The organism is Colwellia sp. Arc7-D (assembly GCF_003061515.1).
In the GTDB taxonomy this organism is placed as follows: domain Bacteria; phylum Pseudomonadota; class Gammaproteobacteria; order Enterobacterales; family Alteromonadaceae; genus Cognaticolwellia.
The window spans coordinates 3,295,313-3,312,305 of sequence record NZ_CP028924.1 but is presented as its reverse complement, the minus strand read 5'-3'; the positions used below and the strand labels follow the sequence as shown (position 1 = coordinate 3,312,305).

The 16,993-nt window shown below is 39.0% G+C and carries 13 protein-coding genes; 6 read left to right on the top strand and 7 right to left on the bottom strand.

Going from position 1 to position 16,993, the window contains the following annotated elements; genetic code table 11:
- Window positions 1-89: 89 nt before the first annotated feature.
- Window positions 90-2,378 (top strand): DNA topoisomerase IV subunit A, encoded by a 2,289-nt coding sequence (gene parC, locus DBO93_RS14315; protein WP_108456944.1) that lies wholly within the window; start codon window positions 90-92, stop codon window positions 2,376-2,378.
- 232 nt (window positions 2,379-2,610) lie between these two features.
- On the opposite strand, the gene DBO93_RS14310 is transcribed toward parC, so the two are convergent.
- The 3 genes from DBO93_RS14310 to tal form a co-directional block, all read right to left on the bottom strand.
- Complete coding sequence (locus DBO93_RS14310) at window positions 2,611-3,207, bottom strand: hypothetical protein (RefSeq protein WP_108456943.1); 597 nt, start codon at window positions 3,205-3,207, stop codon at window positions 2,611-2,613.
- 90 nt (window positions 3,208-3,297) lie between these two features.
- Window positions 3,298-3,471, bottom strand: a complete 174-nt coding sequence (locus DBO93_RS14305) for a DUF3545 family protein (RefSeq protein WP_108456942.1) — start codon at window positions 3,469-3,471, stop codon at window positions 3,298-3,300.
- A gap of 122 nt (window positions 3,472-3,593) precedes the next feature.
- Window positions 3,594-4,547, bottom strand: a complete 954-nt coding sequence (gene tal / locus DBO93_RS14300) for a transaldolase (protein ID WP_108456941.1) — start codon at window positions 4,545-4,547, stop codon at window positions 3,594-3,596.
- Between the two features lie 291 nt (window positions 4,548-4,838).
- Between tal and yaaA the strand changes: the two genes are divergently transcribed.
- Window positions 4,839-5,615, top strand: coding sequence for a peroxide stress protein YaaA (yaaA, locus tag DBO93_RS14295; RefSeq protein ID WP_108456940.1), 777 nt, complete (start codon window positions 4,839-4,841; stop codon window positions 5,613-5,615).
- A 208-nt stretch (window positions 5,616-5,823) separates the two neighbouring features.
- Here the strand turns inward: yaaA and DBO93_RS14290 are convergent, their stop codons facing one another.
- From DBO93_RS14290 to fldB, 4 genes are all read right to left on the bottom strand, one after another.
- On the bottom strand, window positions 5,824-7,134 hold the full coding sequence (locus tag DBO93_RS14290; protein ID WP_108456939.1) for an aminotransferase class V-fold PLP-dependent enzyme: 1,311 nt from the start codon (window positions 7,132-7,134) through the stop codon (window positions 5,824-5,826).
- Between the two features lie 445 nt (window positions 7,135-7,579).
- Complete coding sequence (locus tag DBO93_RS14285) at window positions 7,580-8,866, bottom strand: amidohydrolase (protein WP_108456938.1); 1,287 nt, start codon at window positions 8,864-8,866, stop codon at window positions 7,580-7,582.
- A 384-nt stretch (window positions 8,867-9,250) separates the two neighbouring features.
- Window positions 9,251-10,486, bottom strand: coding sequence for an ATP-dependent RNA helicase SrmB (srmB, locus tag DBO93_RS14280; RefSeq protein ID WP_108456937.1), 1,236 nt, complete (start codon window positions 10,484-10,486; stop codon window positions 9,251-9,253).
- A 101-nt stretch (window positions 10,487-10,587) separates the two neighbouring features.
- Window positions 10,588-11,112: a flavodoxin FldB gene (gene fldB, locus DBO93_RS14275; RefSeq protein WP_108456936.1), complete on the bottom strand. Its 525-nt coding sequence runs from the start codon at window positions 11,110-11,112 to the stop codon at window positions 10,588-10,590.
- Between the two features lie 272 nt (window positions 11,113-11,384).
- Here fldB and dsbC point away from each other — a divergent pair, with 272 nt between their 5' ends.
- From dsbC to lysS, 4 genes are all read left to right on the top strand, one after another.
- The gene (gene dsbC / locus DBO93_RS14270; RefSeq protein ID WP_108456935.1) at window positions 11,385-12,182 is read left to right on the top strand and encodes a bifunctional protein-disulfide isomerase/oxidoreductase DsbC; all 798 of its coding nucleotides are present in this window, start codon (window positions 11,385-11,387) and stop codon (window positions 12,180-12,182) included.
- A 109-nt stretch (window positions 12,183-12,291) separates the two neighbouring features.
- Complete coding sequence (gene recJ, locus DBO93_RS14265) at window positions 12,292-14,043, top strand: single-stranded-DNA-specific exonuclease RecJ (RefSeq protein WP_204100690.1); 1,752 nt, start codon at window positions 12,292-12,294, stop codon at window positions 14,041-14,043.
- 209 nt (window positions 14,044-14,252) lie between these two features.
- Window positions 14,253-15,351, top strand: a protein-coding gene (prfB, locus tag DBO93_RS14260; protein WP_162533797.1) for a peptide chain release factor 2 whose coding sequence is annotated in 2 segments (ribosomal slippage) — window positions 14,253-14,327 and window positions 14,329-15,351 — 1,098 coding nt in all. Because the reading frame shifts where the segments join, the coding sequence is not laid out codon by codon here.
- A 49-nt stretch (window positions 15,352-15,400) separates the two neighbouring features.
- Window positions 15,401-16,942: a lysine--tRNA ligase gene (gene lysS, locus DBO93_RS14255; protein WP_108456932.1), complete on the top strand. Its 1,542-nt coding sequence runs from the start codon at window positions 15,401-15,403 to the stop codon at window positions 16,940-16,942.
- The last annotated feature ends 51 nt before the right edge of the window (window positions 16,943-16,993 follow it).

Sequence of the window (16,993 nt, the reverse complement as noted above, 5' to 3'; positions counted from 1 at the left end):
GTATAATCAGCTAAGCTACCCCTAGAACAATAATAATAGAAGTTACGCTTAATAACTCGGCATTAATCGAACTTTTAAGGAACAATTTCATGTCAGATGCGATCGACTTTAGTTTAGACGGTATTGAGCAACGGCCCTTAAGGCAGTTCACCGAAGAAGCTTATTTAAATTACTCCATGTATGTCATTATGGATCGAGCTTTGCCGCATATTGGCGACGGTTTGAAACCTGTGCAACGTCGTATCGTTTATGCAATGTCAGAGCTTGGTTTGTCTGCGTTGGCAAAATATAAAAAATCAGCCCGTACTGTTGGTGATGTATTAGGTAAGTTTCATCCCCATGGTGATTCAGCTTGTTATGAAGCCATGGTGTTAATGGCTCAGCCATTTTCATACCGATACCCGTTAGTTGACGGACAAGGAAACTGGGGCGCGCCTGACGATCCTAAATCCTTTGCTGCTATGCGTTATACCGAAGCGCGTTTATCTCGTTTTAGTGAAGTGCTACTCGCAGAACTTGGCCAAGGAACCGTTGATTGGACGCCTAATTTCGACGGCACCATGAAAGAGCCTAAAACGTTACCGGCAAGATTACCGCATATATTACTTAATGGTATTACCGGTATAGCAGTGGGCATGGCGACAGATATACCGCCACATAATGTCAGAGAAGTGGCTAGCGCATGTATTCATCTTATTGAGCAACCCAAAGCTGAGTTAAGCGATTTACTCGAGATTATCAAAGGACCTGATTACCCGACTGATGCTGAAATTATAACGCTCAAAGCTGACATCGAAAAAATTTATCAAACGGGTCGTGGTAGCATTAAAATGCGTGCTGTATACGAGATATTACATGGTGAAGTTGTAATTACCGCGCTACCGCATCAAGCCTCAGGTGGTAAAATATTAGAACAAATTGCTAATCAAATGCAAGCTAAGAAACTGCCAATGGTGGTTGATTTACGTGATGAGTCTGATCATGAAAATCCAATCCGTTTAGTCGTTGTTCCACGCTCTAATCGTGTTGATATTGAACAACTTATGCAGCACTTATTTGCAACCACAGATTTAGAAAAAAACTTTCGTGTGAACTTAAACATGATTGGTTTGAACAACAAACCTGCGGTTAAAGATATTAGAACAATTTTAAGCGAATGGTTGGAGTATCGACGTGAAACTGTTCGTCGCCGTTTGCAATATAGATTAGATAAAGTATTAGCACGATTACATATTTTAGATGGCTTACTTATCGCTTATCTAAATATTGATGAAGTTATAGAGATCATCAGAGGCTTTGATAATCCAAAAGCTGAGTTAATGTCTCGTTTTGACTTGTCTGATCGTCAAGCTGAATCAATATTAGAAATTAAATTACGTCAACTTGCTAAGCTTGAAGAAATTAAAATTCGAGCTGAACAAGACGAGTTGAATATTGAACGCGAATATCTTGAAAAAACACTGGGTTCTAAAGCGCGCATGAACACGCTCATGAAAAAAGAAATTTTAGAAGCCGCTGAAAAGTATGGTGATGACCGTCGTTCAGTTATTGTTGAGCGAAGTGAAGCAAAAGCCTTGTCAGAAAAAGATTTGATGCCGAGTGAGTCAGTCACTGTTGTTGTCTCTCAAAAAGGTTGGGCACGTTGTGCTAAAGGTCATGACATTGATGCACATGCGTTAAGTTACAAGTCAGGCGATGAATACTTATGCTCAGCTAAGGGGCGTAGTAATCGCCCTGTGGTGTTTATTGACTCCGCTGGTAGAGCATACGCCACTGATGCACATAGTCTGCCTACAGCACGTAGCCAGGGCGAACCACTGACTGGTCGTTTTAACTTAGCCAGTGGCGAATACTTTGAAAAAGTACTGATGGCAGATGACGAAAGTCGATATTTATTAAGTAGTGATGCCGGTTATGGCTTTGTTGGCAGTTTTGCCGATATGGTTAGTCGTAATAAAAATGGTAAAGCACTGCTTAGCTTATCAGCCGCTGCAAAAGTAATGACACCAAGAGTCATTACTGATCTGGAAACAGAGTTGGTACTTTCAATTACCTCAGAAGGGCGTATGTTAGTATTCCCAATCAAAGACTTACCTATTTTGAGTAAAGGTAAGGGTAATAAAATTATTAATATTCCTACAGCAAGAGCTAAGGCTCGCGAAGAGTATGTAACATTGCTTGAAGTGTTACCGCCAGGTAGTGCGGTTACTTTGCATGCTGGTAAGCGAAAACTAACCCTTAAAGCTAGCGATATTGAACATTACAAAGGTGAGCGTGGTCGCCGTGGTAATAAGTTACCTAGAGGCTTACAGCGTGTTGATAATATCGTTGTAGAGCAGCTAGCTAACGATATAGAGCCTGAGATCCCTGAGAGTTAATATTTCAGTTTGAAGCGCTAAGCCATACTCAAATATAATAAGTTCACTAGATAATTCACTGAATAAGTATTTAACGTGACATTATCAACAAAGCCTTAAGGATATATCCTTGAGGCTTTTTTTATGCTCAGTTGATAGCTTAGCCAATTGATACGTTACAAGGGGGATATTACTGAATATCGTTTTAATACAGACTTTACAAAAGCATAATAATAAGCAGGCTTTGAAGATGCTATACAAGTGGCGGAGCATGCTGCTGAATTAACCCCGCTAACTGTGTTATTTTTATATTTGATAACTGTCGATAATCGAAATATGGGCAGATAATAAGACCTAATTTATGATTAATCGCAAAGTCATGGCTAAGCCAGATACTGTCGCTACAAAGGTTAAGGTGTTCAGCATAACCTTTGCCTAAGACTATGTGCAGTTTTTTACGAGGGTTAGTTGATGTGAAATAGGGTGCTTGAGTTGTACTAGCATCAGAAGTTTGATGTGGAATTGATGCTGAGTTAGCCGTTAAGTTAGTCGTTAAATTAGGCGCTGAAAAAAGTAAGCAATGCTCGCTATGTTTTTGTAAAAGAAGCTCATCTCTTAATTTTTGCCAAGTTGAAAACTCATGAGGCGACAACTCAAAGATTAATTTAGCGTAAACATTAAAAATTTTCCGCCAATGATTGCCGGTTTCCTGACAAATATGACTAATTTCTCCAGGCATTAACGGCTTCACAATATTCAGGTTTTGATAGATATCGAGCGGAGGGCGGTTTTTTATATAGAAAATTATACTGGCGGAGCTATTACCTAGACCTACGGCTTTATTTACCATTTGCTTCTTCTTTATAAAGTGCCAATAAAAAACCCGGTAAGTTCCGGGTTTTATTCGTTTTAAATATTTTATTAGCACTACATTGCTTAGTTAAAACTCTTTCAACATGCTTTCTAAAGAATCATCATATGCTTTCAATTCTTTTTCCAGTTGAAATTTTTCTTTCAGTTGTTCGATTTCACGCCACTTTCTTTTTTTATTATTACTCGGACTTGATTTTGGCTGAGCGCCTATTGAGCCCAATACTTGTTGAAATTTATCCATGGTATGCTCCTTGTTTCTACAACTGCAGCTTTTTAATACCACAGTTGCTTATAAAATAGAAACATTATTTTGCAATCTAGTTACAAAATCATACATTCAACTAAGTTATTAATGAAAAAAGTTTAAAGCATTGCCTTCAATTGTTGCTCAAGTTTAACTTGATCAATAGTGAAATTACGAATGCCTTCGGCTAGCTTTTCAGTTGCCATTGCATCTTCATTCATTTCCCATCTAAATTGTGCTTCGCTAAGTGCTGCTTCTTTCTCTAAAGGTGCTTGGTCACTAAACAATTTTTGTTCAACAGTTTCAGTTGAGTTCGCTAACTCGTCCATTAGGTTAGGGCTAATGGTTAAACGGTCACAACCGGCTAGTTCAAGTATCTCACCAATATTTCGGAAACTCGCACCCATTACAACGGTATTGTGACCTTTTGCTTTGTAGTAATTATAAATGCTAGTGACTGAAACTACGCCAGGATCTTCGCTCGCTGAATAATCAGTGCGGCCAGTATCCTTTTTGTACCAATCTAAAATACGGCCTACAAAAGGAGAAATAAGGTAAATGTTAGCTTCAGCACAAGCTTGTGCTTGAGCAAAACTAAACAATAAGGTTAGGTTACAGTTAATGTCTTCACGCTCTAATTGCTCAGCAGCTTTAATACCTTCCCATGTTGAAGCTATTTTGATCAATATACGATCATTAGTAATACCTGCTTCGTTGTACATAGCAATAAGTTTATGTGCTTTATCAATAGACGCTTTAGTATCAAATGAAAGGCGTGCATCAACTTCTGTTGAAATTCTACCCGGTACTATTTTTAAAATTTCTAAACCAATTAATACTGAAAGTTTGTCTGCAGCATCAATCACTTGTTGATCAGGATCAGAAGATTGAGTTTTTGCCCACTCAACAGCTGTTTTAAGCAATTGTTGATAATTAGGTAATGAAGCCGCTTTTAATAGTAAAGACGGGTTTGTCGTCGCATCTTGTGGTTGAAACTTAGCAATAGCTTCAATGTCGCCAGTGTCTGCAACAACCGTTGTCATTGCTTTTAATTGAGATAATTGATCGGTCATAATATGTCCTTGATATAAATAATGGTACGGGTATAAACGTAAAATTTGATGAAATATTACAACGTTTTTCGAGCAAGATAGGATGACATTGCTAGGTATCTGTTTTATTCGCTTCTATTTGTATCAAATTTTCATAATTTATCAAGTATGAGGACGAAATAAATGATATAAAAACGCTATTGGATAGGGTAATAGCTATTCGCTAGATGATTAATTAATAATGCAGGTAATTATATTCGTTTTTTCCTGTGTTATAGTGGCAAAAACTTTTTAAAGTAGAGTAGATATATAATGTTGCTTGTTGTTTCTCCCGCTAAGAATCTTGATTATGAATCCCCGGTTGCTACTGAAAAATTTACGCAGCCTGAACTGTTAGAACACAGCAAAGTGTTAATGAAAAAGTGTAAAACATTAACGCCAGCGGATATCAGTTCATTAATGGGTATCAGCGATAAATTAGCTGGTTTAAATGCAGCGCGCTTTGGTGAGTGGGCAACCCCTTTTACGCCAGAAAATGCACGCCAAGCGATATTAGCTTTTAATGGAGATGTTTATACCGGTATAGACGCTCCATCGTTCAGCGAGAAAGATTTTGCCTTTGCACAGCAGCATTTGCGAATACTATCTGGCTTATACGGGCTATTAAAGCCGCTAGATTTAATGCAAGCCTATCGCTTAGAAATGGGTAAAAAATTAGATAATGATCGCGGCACTAATTTGTATCAATTTTGGGGTGATATTATTACCGAACATTTAAATACAGCGTTAACTGCTCAAGGCGATAATGTTTTAATTAACTTAGCCTCAAATGAATATTTTAAATCGGTTAACAAGAAAGTATTAAAAGCTGAAATTATTACACCCGCATTTAAAGATTGGAAAAATGGTCAATATAAAATGATCAGTTTTTTTGCTAAAAAAGCCCGCGGATTAATGGCGCGCTATATCATTGAAAATCAAATTACAGATGTTGAAAAGTTAAAAGGCTTTGATGTGGCGGGATATCAATATTCTAGTGATTTAAGTAAAGGAAATGACTGGGTGTTTTTGCGCAAAGAAGCCGATTAAGTTAAATCGATTACCTTAAGCCGATTACCTTGAGTCCATTGAACTGAATATAAAAGCTATAAAAGCTATAAAGGCAAAAGTAGCCCTTTATAGCTTTTAGAGAATAGACCGTTGAACGGTTAATTACACCATACCTACTTCATGTTTTTTTAGTGGAAATAGCTTCTTTCAGGATTTTTATTTAACAAAATCAAACAACTATCAGTGCTTAAGCTAATGCTTGTATTTCGCTTAATGCTTTTTCAATTTCCTGCTCATTGTTTATTAGTGACGGAGCAAATCGCGCGTAGCTATTCCTATAAGGGGTGCTACTCATAATAATTCCTTTGCTGTGTAACTTCTTCACTACATTACCCGCGCTCATGCCTGCAACGTCGAAGCACACTAAGCCTGAAGAAAGTTCACTGGATTGTGGCGTGTATAGCGTTACATGGCGCATTTTTGCCAAGCCTTCTTTTGTTTGAGTATTCAATTGGTGAATGCGTTTTTGCACATTGGCTTTGCCCAGTTGCATATGGAGTTTAAAAGCCTCTGGTAAGGCCCAGCGATGTTCAAAAGAGTGAAACCCACCTGGCGACATATGCTCGCCCATAGGGACTTGCTCTTGAACACTATTGCCTAACCACACATCATATGAGGCACTAAAACTAGGAATAACCGGCTCAGTGTTTGCCCAAGCACGATCGTTTCCCCAAATAACCCCGGTCCCACGTGGTCCAAACAGCCATTTGTGTGTGCCAGCGACAAAAAAATCGCATCCTAAAGTGGTAATATCTTCATTTTCAATGCCAAAACCGTGGACTCCGTCGACACAAAATAGTATCTGTTGATCTTTACTTCGGTCTTGGTTAATTAAATTAATAGCATTTGCCATCGCTCTAATGGGCAGTTTTACACCGGTTGACGAATGCACCCATGTCGCTGCAACCACACGAGTATTTTTGTTAATTCCTTCTTTTAATCGTTTAATTACATCGGCTATGCTAACGGTTGATGGGTTTTCGTAAAGTGCTATCCGACGAACTTTCGCACCAGTGCGCCTTGCACGGTATGCTAATGACATATCTGTTGAGTAGTGATCATGGACTGTTTGTAAAATTTCTGTTCCTGGTGCCAACTTTAAACCACTGTAAATCAAGGCAAGCCCCATGGTTGTGCTGTCTGTTAATGCTATATTTTTAGCTTTACCGCCCATATACTCTGCTGCTACCTCAGCGATATCATTATCAATTGTTTCAAATCGATGGTGCCAATAATCAGCAGGATTTTCATCTAAACCACGTCTGTGCATTTCTATAGCATCAGAAACAGGTTTAGGGTGGGACGTTAATAAAAATGTAGATAACTGAATGTATTTTTTGGTTAATGGAAACAAGTCACGTAATGCTGTCCAATCTGCTGGCGCGATAGCATTGCTTTTATTCACCGGCAATTGGGTTTCTGCCAGTAGTTGTTTTGAAGCCAATAAACTTGCACCAACACTGATCCCTAAACCAGCCAAAAATTTCCGTCTTAGCATGTGATTACCCTCTTGTGAGCCATACCAATATGTTTTTTCAATAAGGCACGCAGTTAGTTAAAGTAGTTGAGGTTAGCCAATTCACAGGAGAGAGCCCAATAATCTGGCTGTTTAAAACGTAGTGCATAAATTGGAGATTTTCCAGTTTGGAATACTAGAGTAGGTACTTAAACTTTAAATAATAAAACTTGTCTATGGTGCAGCTAGGTGACTCTTGCTGCCTGAGCTACTTAACGCTCAGTAAGTTATGAAATTTGCACTTATAAATTTGAAGTTAACGATAGCTTTAATAGGGTAGGGGGATTATCTGAAATTATTTTTCAAAAACGTGAACGTAGGAGTTTATACAAGTTAAATGTAAAGAAAAAAATGAAAAGTAAGTGCTTGGCTAACTAAGCACTTACTATTCATTTGAAGGGGGAATTAAGAGCAATTAAGGACAGGGTTACAGCTTGTTATAATCTAATACCCAATTGACATAAAGCTCAGTACCCGTTTTTAATGATTTTTCGTCTGCATAGAAAAACGGTGAATGATTGCTTGGTGCACTTACCGCATTTTCACCTTCTGGTGTTACGCCCAAAAATACAAAGAGCCCTGGAACTTCAAGAGCGAAAAATGAGAAGTCTTCTGCGCCGGTAACTAAGTCGTTAACATGAACTTTGTCTTTACCTGCAACGCGCTCAATAGTGGGCAGCATGTTTCGTGTCAGATCTATATCATTAATGGTAACAGGGTAGCCTTCGTCAATGTGTACATGTGCTTCAGCGCCGGTTGCTTTAGCAGTCATTTCAGCCGTGGTCTTTAAGTTTTTAAATATTTGCGCACGATTGTCCATATCAAAATTACGAATAGTTCCTTCAAGATAAACTTCATCTGGAATAATATTATTACGTACGCCACCTTCTATAATACCAAAGCTAATAACAGCGGGTGCTTTAGTGATATTGACCTGGCGGCTGACAATTGTTTGTGTGCTACCAATGATTTGTCCTGCTGCAACGATAGGGTCAACACCACCCCATGGACGAGAACCATGAGTTTGGCGACCTTTTACGGTAATTTCAAAACGATCTGAGGAGGCCATAAGCGGCCCTTCGCGATAACCAATATGGCCGGTATTCCCAGCAGACCAAACGTGTATACCAAATACAACTTCTGGCTTATGCTTAGTAAATAAACCTTCTTTTAGCATAAGTTCAGCGCCGCCTTCTTCATCATTGGGTGCGCCTTCTTCGGCAGGCTGGAATATAAATACGATAGTACCTGCAACCTCATCTTTCATTGATGTGAGCTTTTCTGCTGCCCCCATTAGCATTGCCATGTGCAAGTCATGACCGCAAGCATGCATTACACCCACCTCTTTGCCTCTATATTCTGATTTCGCAGTGGATTTAAATGGCAGGTCAGTTTGTTCTATAACAGGTAGCGCGTCCATATCGGCGCGCATTGCTATTGTAGGGCCAGGTTTGCCACCAACTAGCACGCCTACAACGCCAGTATGTGCAATGCCGGTTTGCACTTCTAAACCTAAGTCTTTCAGATGTTTAGCTATAACTTTAGCTGTGCGAAATTCGCGATTACTTAGTTCGGGGTGTTGATGTAAATCACGACGCCATTCTATTACCTTTTGCTCAAGTTGGGCTGAAATGGCGACGGGTTGTTGCGCCTGCGCACTGCTGAAAGTAGCAATACCCAGTAGAAAAGCCAAACTCATTGATGAACACTTCATGTGAAACTCCTTAACAGTAAATAGGATAAACGGACATATATCCGTTTTAAGTCGATTGATTTTTACTCATTTTTGATGGTTAGAATGAAAAAAGACAGTACTATAAAATTTATCGTTAACATCATTACTGCTTAAATTTTATGTCATGGGTTAATCCATTTATCCTCATGAAAAAGTAGAACACTTAATTCTTTAAAATTTATAGTAAAGATTCATCTCACCCTATACAAGTAATTATTTCTGCTGACATTAGTCTTGGAATTTACTCATGAACATAATTGAAAATCTCAACAATACTGAATTGATCTAGTGTTTTAAATACAAAAAAACCTAAACGAATCCGTTTAGGTTTTTGGTGTTTAAAGCGTGGTTTATAAGCGAGCTTTAACTTTTTGTTCGTTTAGCCATTTTTTTCGCTTTCGCTTTCTTTTGTGCCACAGTTCTTTTCACTTTGGTCTTTTTGGTGGCAACACGTGCTTCTTTATATTTCGGTCTTAACGTTTCAATCACTCGTCTAGGTAAGCGCTCTTTAATGTAGCGTTCGATTTTACCTATAACAGTCATATCATGTGCTTCAACTAATGAAATAGCGGTGCCTTTGTTGCCAGCACGACCTGTACGGCCAATGCGATGCAAATATATATCAGCAGTGCGTGGCATATCAAAATTTATTACATGGGTTATATCGTCAATATCTAGACCACGTTCAGCTACATCGGTTGCCACTAAAACATTTACCGTACCATTACGTAAACGTTCTACTGAGGTGTTACGTTTGTCTTGTTGCATTTTGCCTTCAAGCCATACGCAAGGCATGTTTTCAGCATAAAGTTTGCCTGAAAGATACTGTACGGTTTCACGTTTATTAGCAAAAACAAGTACACGTTCAACTTCTTCTTGCTGCAATATGTTCATCAATAAGGCGAATTTATGATCTTTGTCGTCAGCTAAGTGCATCCACTGATGTATTTTTGCTTTTTCTTTACGAGAAGGATTTGCTTCTAAAAATACCGGATCGTTTAAAAGTTCGCGAGAAAAACGCACTACCGCAGCACCTTCGAGTGTTGCAGAAAACAGCATGGTTTGTTTACGCCAGCGTGCTTCGCCAACAATGCGATTAATGGTTTCAGCAAAGCCCATTGCAAGCATGCGGTCAGCTTCATCTAAAATCAAAATTTCAATTTCACGGCTATCAAACTGTTCGCTTTCAATGTATTCCATTAAACGGCCAGGTGTAGCAACTAAAATATCGGTGTTACCTGTTAGCACTTCTTTATGGCTGCCATAATTAACACCACCGGTAATAACTGCAGATTTAATGCTAGTTAGCGCGGTTAATTTCTCACATTGTTCATGAGTTTGTATGGCAAGTTCGCGTGTTGGTGACAAAATGAGTACACGCGGAAAACCTGAACCTCGACGTGGATAGTCGAGCAAGTGTTGAGCAGCGGGTAAAAGGAAAGCCGCTGTTTTTCCGGTTCCTGTTGGGGCTGAAGCTAATACGTCTTTGCCTGTCATAGCGACTGGAAGTACTAATTCTTGGATAGACGTTGGCTTTTTAAAGCCTGCATTTTCAACGCCGCCTAATAATGCGGAATCTAGGTCAAACTGCTCAAACATGTAATAATTTTCTTTGGGGATTAATAACGCGGATTATAATGGCAAAATCAAATTTATCCTAAAGATCTTGCCAAATTTGTCTATTTATTATGATATTTAGCTTAATCCGCTAGAATATCTGCAATTTCAAGGTTAATTTGTTGGCACCAAAGTGTAATACGCTCTTCACTGGCATTGTATTGATTGTCTTCATCTAGAGCTAAACCAACAAACTGTTGTTTGTTTTCGGTTAACGCTTTCGATTCTGCAAATTCATAACCTTCATTTGGCCAATAACCGATAACATAACCGCCTTGAGCCAGTACTTGTTCATGTAACATGCCTAATGCATCTTGAAACCAATCGGTGTAGCCAATTTGATCGCCCATGCCATATAAGGCAATTATTTTACCTTCGAGATCTATATTGGCAATTTCAGGCCAGTGTGACTCCCAATCTTCTTGAATTTCACCATAGTCCCAAGTAGAAATACCTAAAATTAAAATATCGTGATTTTCCATTTCAGCTAATGGCGTATCTTTAATATTAAATAAACTGACAATATCAGCACCGAGTTCTGCTTGAATTTTTTCTGCTGCTATTTCGGTATAACACGTGGTTGAGCCGTAAAATAATGCGATGTTCATTGATAAGTTACCGAGTTTTATACAAACCACTTTCGATGGTTGGTGAGCTAATGCCGAGATTTTAACAAAATCTCAGTAAATAAGAAGCTTTGCATGACCAGAGAATTAAAACCTTTATTGTAAATATTCGTTATCGATGGACTTAGTGTTATTGCAATTATGCTGTTTTCACTGTAATTTTAGCGGCATTAGAGCGGTCTTTGTATTTAACTAAAATTGCAATTGTAATTTTCCGCTAGTTTCCGCTTATTCATTAAGGTATGGATTTACTTATGTATCAGAAATTTTTATTGGTTGCAGCACTTGGTGTGCTGAGTTTAACTCACAATGTGGCTGCTTATGCAGAGCCGGCTTCGCCATCAAATAATAGTGTAATGTTAGCTCAGACACAGTCACCAGAGATTGCAGCGGTTAAAGCAAAGCTTACACAATCTTTAGGCTTTAATGTTGCGAGCATTAAGCCATCAAAGATGGCAGGCATGGTAGAAGTGTTAACAGATCAAGGTTTGTTTTATGCAAGCGCTGATGGTAATTTTTTATTGCATGGTAAAATGTATGGCTTAGGCGATACCGTGAGTAATTTAACTGAAGAAAGCTTAGCGCAAGTTCGTGTTGATGGCATGGTTAAATTTACTGACTCTATGATTGTTTACCCGGCAAAAAACGAAAAGCATGTAGTAACAGTATTTACTGATATCACCTGTGGTTACTGTCGAAAAATGCATGAGCAAATGGATGCTTACAACGATAAAGGCATAACCGTACGTTATTTAGCTTATCCTCGTGCTGGTGTTAAAGATAGAAACGGTGGCTATTCACAAGGTTTTAAAGATTTACGCTCAATTTGGTGTCATGAAGATGCTGGGTCAGCATTAACTAAAGCTAAAAGTGGCTCATCAGTTGCTGCACGTATTTGTGAAATGCCTATTGAAGAAGAGTTTAACTTTGGCCGTCAAGTTGGCGTAACGGGTACACCTGCAATTATACTTGAAAATGGCATGATGGTGCCAGGCTATCAAGACCCAGACAAACTATTTACGTTACTAGAAACCACTCAACAAGGTGGTTAATAGCTAAACGATTAAGCAACTTTTTAGTTTGGTCTAACAGTATTTCTATCAGAAAATGGCAAGTAATCACTTGCCATTTTTGTTTCTAGCGTTTCACATAATAAGGTGCATCATGCATAAAGAGATCATACGTCGAGATCAGGTAAACGATGAGCATTTACCTGCTACCTTGCATCCTATTGTTCGACAACTATATGCACGTCGTGGTGTTACCAGCAAAGACCAACTTGAATTAACCGCGTCTCATTTATGTGCTGTTGATTCTTTAAAAGGTTTGCCAGAGGCTTGTGAGCTTTTATATCAAGCGCTCAAAGATAAAAAGAATATTACCGTAATAGGTGACTTTGATGCCGATGGCGCTACCAGTACCGCGCTAATGATGGAAGCATTACGAATGTTAGGTTCCACAAACCATCATTTTTTAGTACCTAATCGGTTTAAATATGGTTATGGCCTAACCCCTGAAATAGTTGATATTGCGGCTTCACAAGGCGCGCAAGTATTAGTCACTGTTGATAATGGCATTAGTTGTATCGCTGGCGTTAAAAGAGCAAAAGAATTAGGGCTACAAGTTGTGGTTACTGATCACCACTTACCCGGAGCAGAAACACCCCCTGCCGATGCCATTGTTAACCCTAACCAACGCGGTTGTAATTTTGCCAGTAAATCGTTAGCCGGAGTGGGTGTGGCGTTCTACTTTATGTTGGCATTAAGAAAATATTTGCGTGAACAAAACTGGTTTGAGCAACAAGGTATTAAAGAACCTAATATAGCGCAATTACTTGATTTAGTTGCCTTAGGCACAGTCGCTGATGTGGTGTCACTTGATGCTAATAATCGCATTCTAGTTGAACAAGGATTAAAACGAATTCGCGCTGGTGCTACTCGACCAGGCATACAGGCGCTAATTGAAATTGCTGGTAAAAATCAGCAAAAATTAGTAGCGAGTGATTTTGGTTTTGCCTTAGGACCGCGAATAAATGCAGCAGGGCGTTTAGATGATATGGCTTTTGGTATTAATTGTTTACTAGCAAATGACTTGTCTACTGCAAGAGTTATGGCAGCCGATTTGGATGATTTAAATAAAGCGCGCAGAGAAATAGAACAAGGTATGCAAATTGAGGCAGAGCAAGTTTTGGCTAGCCTAAAGTTTAGTGAAGACAATTTACCCAATGGTATAAGTTTGTTTCATAGCGATTGGCATCAGGGTGTCATTGGCATTGTTGCCGGGCGGTTAAAAGAAAAATATCATCGTCCTAGTATTGTTTTTGCTAAGGGTAATGATGACCTTGATAGTAATAGCATTGAAACTAACAATACCGAGATTAAGGGCTCTGCACGATCCATTCCTGGCTTACATATACGTGATTTACTAGAGTACATTGACAGTCAGCACCCCGGAATTATTATAAAGTTTGGCGGGCATGCTATGGCTGCGGGCTTATCGATAGAAGCTGATCAATTTCAACAATTTTCAATTCTATTTGAAAAATATGCTCAGCAATGGCTAAGTGAAGAAGCACTTACAGGAATAATCTCTTCAGATGGTGAGCTATTAACCAACGATATGACCCTAGCCTTTGCAGAAATATTACGTGAAGCTGGCCCCTGGGGGCAAAATTTTCCAGAGCCGGTATTTGATGATGTTTTTAACTTAGTTCAACAACGTATTGTTGGCGAAAAACATTTAAAGTTAGTAGTAGAAAAAGATCAACAAATTTTTGATGCTATTGCGTTCAATGTTGATATCAAACGCTGGCCAGACAATCAAGCAAAGCAAGTTAAGTTAGCGTATCGGTTAGATATAAATGAGTTTCGTGGCAAGCAAACAGTACAATTAATGGTAGAGCAATTAGACTGAATTTTGGGCACACAAAGATCAACAAAACCTTATAGAGCATTAGTGACATTATTTGGACACAATAATATAATAAAAATGATATTTCAAAGCATAAGGAAGCGTTTATTTAGTCGTATAATTAAGCTACAATGCGCGACTGTTTTTTTTGTTATATTTAGCAACTATATTCACCCATTATATTCATCCATGACGGCGTATCAGTAAAAAGTATGTTAGAAGTTAACCCAGTACTCAATAAAGTTAAAGAAATTCGCGAACGCACCAATTTGCTTCGGGGGTACCTTTGACTACGATCAAAAGTCAGAACGTTTGGTTGAAGTTTCACGCGAGTTAGAATCAGCAGATGTATGGAATGATCCAGAGCGTGCACAAGCATTGGGTCGTGAGCGCGCGGCATTAGAAGCCGTTGTTGAAACCATTGACGAGATGGATTCAGGTTGTGAAGATATCGAAGGCTTAGTGGAGCTTGCTGTTGAAGCTGAAGACGAAGAAACTTTTAATGATGCCGAAGCGGAAACAAAAGCGTTAGAAACTAGCCTTGAAAAGTTAGAGTTTCGCCGTATGTTCTCTGGCGAGCACGATGCGAATAACTGCTACTTAGATATTCAGTCAGGCTCAGGCGGTACAGAAGCACAAGATTGGGCTGAAATGCTCATGCGTATGTATTTACGCTGGGGTGAAGCCAACGGTTATAAAACCGAAGCGATTGAAGTGACCGGCGGAGATGTCGCCGGCATTAAAGGTTGTACTATTAAATACACCGGCGAATATGCTTTTGGTTGGCTGCGAACAGAAACCGGCGTACATCGTTTAGTACGCAAATCACCGTTTGACTCTAGTGGCCGTCGACATACTTCGTTTGCTTCTGCTTTTATCTACCCAGAAATTGACGACAATATCGAAATTGATATTAACCCAGCAGATCTTCGCATAGATACCTTTCGTGCTTCTGGTGCCGGTGGTCAACATGTTAACAAAACAGATTCTGCCATACGTATTACCCATGAACCAACAGGTGCAGTAGTGGCTTGTCAGGCGGATCGTTCTCAGCATAAAAACCGTGCAACAGCGATGAAGCTTTTAAAAGCTAAGTTGTATGAAATGGAAATGCAAAAACAGAACGAAGGTAAACAAGAGTTAGAAGACGGAAAGTCTGATATCGGATGGGGCAGCCAAATACGCTCTTATGTATTAGATGACAGTCGCATTAAAGATTTACGTACCGGAGTCGAAAATCGAAATACGCAAGCCGTATTGGATGGTGACTTAAACAAATTTCTAGAAGCTAGTTTAAAATCTGGCTTATAATAATTTCATTAATTTAAATAGCAATATTACGTTAAACACGAGAAATAAAATGACTGATCAAGCAAACCAAGACGAAAACAAGTTGATTGCCGAGCGTCGTGGCAAATTAGTAAAAATTCGAGAAAACTGTCCGGCTAATGGCCACCCTAATAAGTTTGACCGAAAACACTATGCTGCTGATTTACAAGCTGAACACGGTGAAAAAGATAAAGAAACGCTTGAAGCTGAAACTGGTCTTTACAGCATTGCTGGTCGTGTTATGGCTAAACGTGGTCCATTCTTAGTATTGCAAGATATGACAGGTCGCATTCAAGCTTATGCCCACAAAACAGTGCAAAAAGATATTAAAGAGCGTTGGGGCACTTTAGATATTGGCGATATTATCGGTGTTACCGGTACTATGCATATGTCGGGTAAAGGTGACTTGTACGTTAATATGGATAAATACGAGCTGTTAACTAAATCGTTACGTCCATTACCAGAAAAATTTCACGGTTTATCAGACGTTGAAACAAAATATCGTCAACGTTACGTTGATTTGATCATCAACGAAGATACCCGTAATACCTTTAAAATTCGCTCAAAAATTGTTGATGGTATTCGTAAATTTTTAACTGACCGTGATTTTATGGAAGTTGAAACACCTATGCTACAAACTATTCCTGGTGGCGCATCAGCTAAGCCTTTTGAAACTTTTCATAATGCCTTAGACATTCAAATGTATATGCGTATCGCACCAGAGCTTTATTTAAAACGTTTGGTTGTAGGTGGGTTTGAAAAAGTATTTGAGATTAACCGTAACTTCCGTAACGAAGGTTTATCAACACGTCATAACCCAGAATTCACTATGATTGAATTCTATCAAGCTTATGCTGATTACCATGACCTTATGAACCTTACTGAAGACATGCTACGTACACTAGCTGAAGACGTAATGGGGTCTTCTGTTATTCGTAATACGGTTAAAAACGCTGATGGTGAAGTAGTAGAAGAGAAGTTCTATGACTTTGGCCAAAAGTTTACTCGTTTATCAATGGTTGATGCGATTTTATTGCACGGTAATGATTTAGACGAAAATGTTTTACGTAACCCTGAAGCTAACTTTGACGCGCTTAAAGCAATGGCAAAAGCTGTTGGCGTGAAAGAAACTGACGCGTCGAAAGTTTGGGGTGCAGGTAAATATATTTGTGAAATATTTGAAGAAGTTGCGGAGCATATGCTTGACCAACCTACGTTTATCACAGAATATCCGTGGGAAGTTTCTCCATTAGCACGTCGTAATGATGACAACCCATTCATAACTGATCGTTTTGAATTCTTCGTTGGTGGACGCGAATTAGCCAATGGTTTCTCAGAGCTTAACGATGCTGAAGACCAAGCTGCACGTTTCCAAAACCAAGTAGCGGGTAAAGACGCGGGTGATGATGAAGCAATGCATTATGACGCAGATTATATTCAAGCGCTTGAATACGGTTTACCACCAACTGCTGGTGAAGGTATTGGTATTGATCGATTAGTGATGTTATTCACAGATTCACCAACGATTAAAGACGTTATATTGTTCCCTCACATGCGTCCATTAGCTGAGTAAATATATTTTTTAGCCAGTATCTATGTCGGTACTGGTTAAAAATATTATTAA